The following is an 8,531-nucleotide window of genomic DNA, read 5'->3' as shown; positions in this document are numbered from 1 at the left end:
GAGTCCTTACTCCGGCGGGCCCTCGGAAGGTTCAGCATGCCTGGAACGGCATACAGATGCCGGGCGTACATGTCGGGGGCGCAGGCCGCGGTGGCGATGGTTGGATCTGACCGGCCGGGGATCTGGCCGGCTCACCTGTTCGAGGCGTTGAACTCTCATCACCGCAGCGCACCACGAGCACCAGCAGAGATGCCAGGAAGATGATCGCCAGGACCGACACCGTGGTGTCGAGCCCCAGGCCGGTCGGATGGCCATCACCGGATAGTTGCCCGTCGACGAGGGCGGGCCGGGGTCATTGTGGATCCCAGGTGTGGGTGTGGGGGTTCCAGCGACCGTGGGTGCGGGTGCCGTCGAGCAGGGGGTTGAGAGCGGCGCCGATGAAGCCGAGGGCGGTGTCGAGGTCGTGGAGTTCTGTGGGCAGGCTGGTTTCTTTGGCCATGGCGGGGTAGGCGCGTTCCCATTCGGGGCCGGGCGCGCGCAGTGTGGTGGGTAGGTCCAGGGCGCGACGGTGTTGCTGGACATCGAGGGCGGTGCGGGTTTCGGCGGCGTCGAAGGCGAAGCTCGCGACGATGAAACAGAGGTCGGCGAGGTCGCGCCAGCGGCTGGAGGGCTGGCGGGTGGCGCCGTAGCGGGCGACCATGGCACAGATTTTGTCGGCGACCTGGCTGGGTATAGGGATCAGGCGCACCGGTGGCAGTGCGGCGAATCCGTCGAGGTCGAGGATCGGGGTAGGGGCCAGGGACTCGATCGTGCCGATGATGATCTTATCGGTGGCCAGATCGATGCGAAAGTCCTCGATCATGGTGGCGCCAAGGTAGATCGAAACGGTCAGCTCAGCGCCGGCGGCGGCGTCGCCGGTGAGTTGTTTGGCCAGCTCGACCCGGAAGACGAAGGGGTCGGTGTCGGGGTGTGCGCCGCCGAGGCGGCGGAGTTCGTCGATGGCGTCGGTGATCTCGGTGTCGGGCCGGATCAGGTCCAGATCCTGGCTCGAGCGAGCTCCCGGCAGGCGTACAAGTAGTCCACCGCCGCCGGTGACGACCCAGGGCGCGGCGGGGTCGGCGAACACGCGGGCGAGGAAGCGCTGCATGAAGAATTCGCGGCGTAATGCGCTGGCCGGACGGCGGGTCCGGCGGGCCTGGGCCTGGATCCGGGACCGCAGCGACGCCTTGAACGAGGCAGGGCTGGGGATGGTCACTTCTCGGCCTCCGAGGACGATCCGGTGGGTGCTGCCGTGGTGTCGAGCAGTGCGTCGCTGATGCTGGTGCGCAGAAGCATATTCGTCGCTTCCTCGATGGCCTCGGGGCTGGTGAATTGCTGCGGGTCCAGCGAGTGCGCGATACGGGTGCGCAGGCGTGCCATCATGTCCCGCCATTCGCCGGACTCGACCAGTGGCGCGAGGGCCTGGCGGACCAGCAGGGTTATCTGCTCGCTCGGGACGGAGTGGGCGAGCTGGTTGCGGATCGCTGCCACCGCGGCGTCGGAGGGCCCCGAGACCAGAGAAGCGGTGAGGTGGGCGCTGCTGTGGCCGTGGAGCAGCTGCTCGAGTGCTTTGTTCGTGGCGAGGCTGGCAGCCACGACCGGTTCGAGCGCCGGCGCGGACAGCGCGAGGGAGGACTCGGGGACCCCCGCGAGGGCGATGAAGTGGTTGACCAGGGCGGAGCCGTTGTCGACGGGCGCACCGTAGCGGTGGGCATAGGGGCGCAGCGCGGCGGCGATATCGTCGCCGGACGTGCCCTGGAGCAGGGCATCGCGGACGACCGATGCCAGGTGGCCGCCGTCGGTGCGGGTGGCGGCGAGGTCGGCGATGGTGCGTGCGGGGGTGGTGACCGGTAGTCCGTCGACCAGGGTCCAGTCACCCGGGGTGAGGACGGCGCGGTGGAAGCGGACGTCGGGGCTGCGGGTGCCGCGGCGGGCTGTGACGGTGAATTCGATGTAGTCGGCGTCGAGGTCGCCGAGGCGGTGCAGGTCGGCGGCACTGCGGTGAGAGACGATGCCGAAGGGGACGTCGTCACCGATGCGGTCGCCGACGGTGCGGGCGGGCTCGAGCGCGAGCCATTCCGCGCGCAGGGGCTCGGCCGGCGATTCGGGCACCCCGGCCAGCCGGTAGACGCCGTAGCGGAGACGGGCCAGCACACCGTGCTCGACGAGACGCTGGAGCTGTTTGGTGTTCGCGCCGACGGTGGCGGCTTGGGCGGTGGTGAGCAGCCCCCATTGCGACTCGGCCAGGGCGGCGAGCCGCGCACGAAGATCCACCATGCTCGACATGCATCAAAACTACCACTGATACCATCAAAAAAGTCACCCTGAGTGACCTTTTGACGCGATATTCGACTTTTCTGAAGCGGTATGCGCGTCTGTCTGTGTGGTCCGGGGACTCGGTAGGTGTGCGCTGTCGGGTATCCGTGCCACGCCCCGGGCCGCTGGCTGGTGGTTATGCTGCCCGATCGGAATCACAGGACACAACCCCGCGACGCGTCGACGATTCCGGGTGATGTTCAGGGCTCGTCGAGAACTCGCCGACCTTATAGTGCTGCATGTAGTGCGGCGAGCAGAGACCGCGGGCACGGTGCGGGTTGTCGCATCCTGGTTCATCGCAGCCGCGGCGGCCGTAGCTGCGGTAGGCCGGCTCGAAACGTTGCCGCCGATACCACGCGTCGTAGTGCCGGCGGCACATACCTCGGGCTCGAACCGGGTCTGTGCATCCTGGAGCGAGGCAGGTCTCGCCGGGTGTATCGGGAAGTTCCGGCCATGGAAATTCTCCGATGTTGCGGATCGCCTCCGCGAGGTCGCTCATGGTCAGTCCCAGATGCGCCGGGCGACCGCGGCGTCGCGTTCGGCTGCCAGTTGCGCAGCGATCTCGGGATGGTCGTGGTCGAACGCGGCGAGGGCGTCGGCGGCCGCGGTGATCGCTTGCTCGTTGGCCGCGTCGGCGTGGAAGGGGTCGGGCCAGTTGCCGTCGTCCATGCACCTGTTGTGGGCGGCCGACCATTCCTGTTCGGCGCAGCGAAGACTGTGTGTGAGCGCGTCCCGTTCGCTGCGCAGATCGCGGGGACGCCGCGCTTGGAGCTGGTCCCACACGGCTTTGATTTGGGCGGCTTCGGCTTCGGTGAGCAGGACGCGACCGATCGCGGCGACGATGTTGTCCGGGATGCCGGGTCGCCGCACGAACGCGTGATGCGGGCCCATGTGGTTGCCGTACTCTGTGCCGTCCACGTGCACCTGGGTGGCGGTGGGCGTGACGGTGACGACTGCTGTTCGGCCGTCGGACAAGGTCTTGGTCAAGGCGATCACGGGCTCGGTGGGCATGAGGGTCTCCATCGGTAGCGGACACGACTCGTCGGTGCGCAGAAAAGTCCCTGCGCACCGGCATGCGGGTGCTGCCTGTTGTCGTTGAGATCCTCGCGCTCGAGAAGCGCGCTACCGGCCATGCGATCGAAGGCCTGACGGAACTGTAACACGCTGGCATGACGCCGGATACGCCCTGTATCTGTTGCCGCCTGGCCGGCGGGTGCGAATATCGACGTCGTGTGCCGCCCCGGGGGAGTGTGGGGATCGGCCCGGGCCGGCACATCGACGGTGGAGACAGGACCGGCCGATCACGCTGGAAGTCGCCGCACCGGACGATGGCCGTACCCGGTGGCAGCGTGCGGGCGTGTGCAGCGGTTCAGCCGGGGGCGGGCGGGTCGAGTTCTGGGAAGTACTCCGCCGGAACGGGGTCGAGCCGAAGTTCACGGCGTACCGAGATGATGAAGTTCGCGAATGCCTTGTCGGTGGGTTTTCTGGTCTCGCGCCACTGTTCGCTCGTGAGCTGTCGTTCCTGGACGGTGTCGAAGAGCTCGGTCATGGCGGCGTCCAACAGTGCTGCGGCCACCACGACCGGACGTGAGCCGACGAGCCGCACGGCCGCGTAGGCGTTGTCCCACCCCGCGGTCTCGATCCGCACACGCGTGACCAGCTCGCCGAACTCCGGAGTTGAACGGTCAGCGAGTGCCACCGTGCGTACTCCTTCACACGTGGCCCGGTACTCCTCGGCGACGCGCTGGTAGCAGGCCGTCTTTTGATCCCGGCGCCAACGCGTCGACTCCGATCGATGGTCCCAGATCCGCCCGAGAACAACACCGAGCACCCCCGCCACCGCCGCAATCAGCGCCACCGTCACTTCGCTCACCTCCAGCGCACGCTCCAGTTGTCCGGCGCTCACGCGGCGGGCAGGAGTTCGTCGATGCGTGTCCTGGCCCCTGGCGTGGTCTCGAATGTTCGGTTTCCGTCCGCGTCTACGTGGACGGGAGCTTGTCCCACGGCGTCGAGCAGGGCATGCAGGCGTGGATACGGTGCGGTGCGGGCGCGTTCGACGATGCCGGGGCGGCGCCACCATTCCAGGGCGTTGGAGATGAGGTTGATTCCGGAGAACCGGAACAACGCGGCCCTCTCGGGATCCGCGGTGAGGGGATCGGTGACGACGTCGGGGTCTGCGGTGAGGACCGTGTAGTCCAAGATGAGGTCTTCGCGGGGCACGGTCATGTGGGTGCCGGCCGCGAGCCGCCCTTCGGCCAGGGACGCGCGGGAGGCGGGACCACCGCCGATCGAGCCGGCCATACGGCCGATGACCGGTAGCGGCATGGAGGCCCGGACCTCGGGGTATTGCATCACGGTCGCATCGACCCAGCGGCCGGATCCTGGTAGCCACAGTACGCAGTGCGCGTTGAACTGCTCGCCGTCCCAGGATGCTCCGCCGCTGCCGTAGCGGGTCAGTGTGCCGCGGGTCTGGTGGGCGATGACGAGTTCGACGGCGGTGGGCCGGGCTGTGATCCCGATCAGGTCGTAGGCGTGGTGCAATGATATCGCCGCCGAGACGCACAGATCGGCCCGGATGCCGGTGGAGTGGTGCAGCCAGAGGAACGGCGGCAGCATCTCCACCAGCTGGTCCGGTGGCGCGGCGGCGACCATGTTCGCGATCAGCGTCGCGGGGATGCCCAGCTGCCCCGGATTGTATCCGCTGTGTGCTCGCGCGCCGCGCCCTTGCGAGCGGGTTGTGGTTCGTTTTGGCTTGCGCCCCTTGGATTTCGGCATCGGTGAATCGGCCCCCTTCGGATCACTCGTCCTCGCTTGCCAGTATGACCGCGATCGTCGTCGGGCCGCTCGGGTTCGAGGCAACTCCGGCCTTCTCGTGTCTGCCGGTGAGGTGACCCGCGGTGCGATCATTCGCTGATGCCGCGGTCCGCTTTCTTGGGCATCCTGGCGAAGATTTCGTGCATGGCGGTGGTCAGCAGGCTGGGGTCGTGTCCGCCGTTGGTCAGCCAGCGCAGGGTGCCCCATTGCAGTGCCGAGCTGGCGGCGGCGGCCGTTTCGGTGAGGAAGGTCGGGTCGGGGATGGAGACTGAGCGGAGGTGGCCGGGTTCGTATTCGTGTGTGGCGAGCAGGTCGTAGGCCTCCAGACCGAACCAGTTCTGGCCGTGCCCGGCGCCACTGGCGGCGTTCCACAGGTAGGCCCAGCGGTTGTCGTCCTCGCCGATCACCTGGGCGGCGTTGCGGACGATGCTTTCGTAGCCGGGTGGCTTGTTCTTCGGGGTCGCTGAGATCGACAGGGAGGCGGCCCGTGTTTCGAGATCGGCGATCCGCTGATCGATCCGGCTGGTGTCCTCACCGTGGGCTTTGATGGCGCTGCGGTGGTATTCGAAGTCTCGGTGTATGAGTCGGATATGGCGCTGGGCGGCTTCTTCAAAGGTGTTGGTGGGCACATCGAGCAGCCAGATGGCGTGCGCGGCGGCTTCGAGGCCGGCGCGTGCGAGCAGCAGATACGGGCGAACCCGCACGAGGTTGGTGTCCCCGGGCCTGTAGTCGTAGGGGGCGACCAGGTCGGCCCAGAGTCCCAGGTGCTCGCTGGCCGACCGCAGGTAGGTCCGGGCCCACACCGAGATTTTCTCCCAGTGATAGATCGCGTCGGCTCGGTCCAGGGCGCTGCCCGGCTTCGGGTCGATCACCTCGTTGAGTACCTGATCGCAGGAGCGCACGGCATAGGTGCATTCGGCCCACTGCTGCTGATGATCAGGTGGCAGCGCGATCATGCCATCGGTACGCGCAGACGGGTTTTCCGCCCCCTTGGTGCCGGTCACGCGGCAAATATTACGCCCGTAGCCGCCCTCACGGTTGCGGTGAATGGTTGACTGGAGGCGACAACGTAGCTGGTAGGAGGATATTCGAATGGCCCGGCCCTATTCTGATCCTGAGAAGAAGAAGTACCTCACGCAGGTGAAAAAGGCTCTCAAGCAAGGTGTTTCGCTGAGCGCAGCCTGTCATCAGGTCGCCGAGCGCAACGACGGTCAGCCGTCGGCGGCGAGCTTGACGAAGTGGGCCAAGGCGGCGGGGTTGGGTAGCGGATCCGGACGGATCGTGATCGCGGAGACTGCTGAGAAGCTCGGGAATGGCCAGCGGGAGGACTCCACTTCTCTGCCGGCCACCAGCGTCGAGGAGGGATTGGACGCAGCACTCAACGGGAATCCTGTTGATGGCGCCGACGCGCTCGACGGCGTGATTCCTGCCGCTCTGGAGACCGTGCACGCCGAGGGGCGTTCCGATCGGGAGACTGAGCGCAATGGTGACAGCGCCAACGCTGCCGGCTCGGATCTCGATGGCGACGCGGAGGGGAAGGCTGCGTATCCGAACTCGGAGACGCCTGTTGACCAGGCCTTGCCCGTCAACACCGAACTGGTGCACATAGCCACGGCGACTACCGGCGGGGCTACGCCGGAGAAGCGGGAAGACCTGATCGAGAGCAACCGTAGTCTGCGGACCACGGTCGCCGAGATGGGTAGAGAGATCCGCGCTCTGCGCGACCTTCTCAAGGTTTACGTCAGCCGATAGGGTCGGGTCCTGCCCGCAAGCCGTCCTATGGGCCGAGGCGTAGCAGTCGCTGCCTACGCGGGCCTGCTGCGGTCGAAGGAAAGCGCCACAACCAGGCTGTCCTCGCACTCGCTCGACGACGTGTCAACGTCGTATGGGCACTCATCCGCGACCACCGGCTCTACCAACCGACCCCGCCCAGCACAGCAGCGGCCTGACCGGGCTTGACAACTCCATTGGGAAGTCTCCGGTATTCAGGTTCGTTTGGTCGATAAACCAACTACCGGAGACCTCATCTGCATCTGGTAATCGACACACCAACGCAGGCAGCAGCTTTCAACACACGACCTAGTAGTACTTTGTTAGGTTGGGAAGGTGTGGTGGCATAGTGGGCAGGTGCCGATCCAGATAGCAAGTGCGCGTTGGATTTCGCGGATGATGCCGTAGAGGGTCAGTTCTGCCCATCGGCTTTTGGGTCGGTCAACCGCAGTGTCGTGATGAACAGGTGAGCGGCGGTGACGAGGGTGGCGTGGTGGTGCCAGCCGAGCCAGGAGCGGCCTTCGAAATGGTCGAGACCGAGTCCTGTTTTGAGTTCGCGGTAGTCGTGTTCGATGCGCCAGCGGATCTTGGCCAGGCGCACGAGTTCGGCGATGGGGGTGTCGGCGGGCAGTGTGGAGATCCAGTAGTCGGTGGGCTCGTCGGCTCCGGTCGGCCATTCGGCCAGCATCCAGGTTTCGGGCAGGCTGCCGTCGTCGGCGCGGGTGACGTTGCGGTTGGCCGGTCGCACCCGAAGTGCCAGAAATCGTGACCGCATCTGCGCGGTGGGGTTGTCGGCGTCGCGGCGGGTGCCGTGGCGCCAGATCACGTCGGTGAATGCCTCGACACCGGCAGCGATGGCGAGGTTTTTGCAGGTCGTAGCAGGTTGACGATAACGGGGTTTGCCGCTGGGTGGGCGCCCGAGCCCGGTGTATTCGATGGTTTCGCAGACCGCGTCGGCGGGCTGGGTGGCGGTGACCGGCTTGACCGCGACGATGTAGTGCAGACCGCGTCGGGTCAGCTCTTCCCGGAAGGGAGTCGCCGCGCCGTATCCGGCGTCGGCGACCAGCACGGGTGGTCGCCGGCCCCAGGAGATGAGGTCGTCGATCATCTCCAATGCCATCTGCCACTTCGGCCGGTAACGTTCGTCGGCGGGTATCGCGGCGCGGGCGCGCCGCGACGCGATCACCGCCGCATCGCCGCCTTCGGACCTCGCGTGCTCATCCCAACTCGAGGGCAGGAACAACCGCCAATCCAGCGGGCACGAGGCGGTGTCGGATGCGGCGTGCACGCTGACCGCGATCTGGCAGTTGCCGACTTTGCCCAGAGTGCCCGAGTACTGGCGGGCCACCCCCGGTGACGAGTCACCATCCTTGGCGAAACCGGTGTCGTCGACCACCCAAGCCTCCGGGGCTATCAAATCGGATGCCTTGCGGGACAACGTTTTCCTCACCGTTTCAACGTCCCATGGAGAATTGGTGAGGAATTGCTGCAACCGCTGATGATCGACTCCGAGCCGCTGCGCCATCGGCTGCATCGACTTGCGGCGCCCGTCCAACATCAATCCCTGCACATACATCCCCGCCGTGGCTCGCTGGTCTCTACGCGCCAGCGAGGAAAACACCTCACCCACAAACGAATCCAGCTGCTCACCC

Annotated in this window: 8 protein-coding genes and 1 pseudogene; 2 read left to right on the top strand and 7 right to left on the bottom strand. The window is 66.6% G+C overall.

Going from position 1 to position 8,531, the window contains the following annotated elements:
- Positions 1 to 292 precede the first annotated feature (292 nt).
- The 6 genes from NF4_RS35835 to NF4_RS35810 all read right to left on the bottom strand — a co-directional run bounded on the left by NF4_RS35835 (position 293) and on the right by NF4_RS35810 (position 6,113).
- Positions 293 to 1,195 (bottom strand): nucleotidyl transferase AbiEii/AbiGii toxin family protein, encoded by a 903-nt coding sequence (locus NF4_RS35835; RefSeq protein WP_063131832.1) that lies wholly within the window; start codon positions 1,193 to 1,195, stop codon positions 293 to 295.
- Entirely contained in the window at positions 1,192 to 2,265 is a 1,074-nt protein-coding gene (locus tag NF4_RS36160; RefSeq protein ID WP_084533850.1) for a type IV toxin-antitoxin system AbiEi family antitoxin domain-containing protein, read from the bottom strand. The genes NF4_RS35835 and NF4_RS36160 overlap by 4 nt, the downstream gene beginning before the upstream one ends.
- A gap of 531 nt (positions 2,266 to 2,796) precedes the next feature.
- Positions 2,797 to 3,306: a hypothetical protein gene (locus NF4_RS35825; RefSeq protein WP_157120801.1), complete on the bottom strand. Its 510-nt coding sequence runs from the start codon at positions 3,304 to 3,306 to the stop codon at positions 2,797 to 2,799.
- Between the two features lie 358 nt (positions 3,307 to 3,664).
- Positions 3,665 to 4,201 carry a hypothetical protein gene (locus NF4_RS35820; protein WP_063131830.1) on the bottom strand — a complete coding sequence of 179 codons (537 nt, stop codon included), beginning with the start codon at positions 4,199 to 4,201 and terminating at the stop codon, positions 3,665 to 3,667.
- Positions 4,198 to 5,070 (bottom strand): hypothetical protein, encoded by an 873-nt coding sequence (locus NF4_RS35815; protein WP_063131829.1) that lies wholly within the window; start codon positions 5,068 to 5,070, stop codon positions 4,198 to 4,200. The genes NF4_RS35820 and NF4_RS35815 overlap by 4 nt, the downstream gene beginning before the upstream one ends.
- Positions 5,071 to 5,198: 128 nt before the next feature.
- Positions 5,199 to 6,113: a hypothetical protein gene (locus NF4_RS35810; RefSeq protein ID WP_157120800.1), complete on the bottom strand. Its 915-nt coding sequence runs from the start codon at positions 6,111 to 6,113 to the stop codon at positions 5,199 to 5,201.
- Positions 6,114 to 6,201: 88 nt separating this feature from the next.
- Here NF4_RS35810 and NF4_RS35805 point away from each other — a divergent pair, with 88 nt between their 5' ends.
- On the top strand, positions 6,202 to 6,861 hold the full coding sequence (locus NF4_RS35805) for a hypothetical protein (protein ID WP_063131827.1): 660 nt from the start codon (positions 6,202 to 6,204) through the stop codon (positions 6,859 to 6,861).
- A 74-nt stretch (positions 6,862 to 6,935) separates the two neighbouring features.
- Positions 6,936 to 7,058: pseudogene (locus NF4_RS38400) on the top strand (IS110 family transposase); the annotation flags it as partial.
- A 233-nt stretch (positions 7,059 to 7,291) separates the two neighbouring features.
- On the opposite strand, the gene NF4_RS35800 reads toward NF4_RS38400, so the two are convergent.
- Positions 7,292 to 8,531, bottom strand: a 1,240-nt coding sequence (locus NF4_RS35800) for an IS701 family transposase (RefSeq protein WP_063814812.1), incomplete at its 5' end; no start/stop codon positions are given.

Source organism: Nocardia fusca NBRC 14340 (assembly GCF_001618425.1).
Lineage (GTDB): Bacteria > Actinomycetota > Actinomycetes > Mycobacteriales > Mycobacteriaceae > Nocardia > Nocardia fusca.
This window is presented reverse-complemented; position numbering and strand designations above follow the sequence as displayed.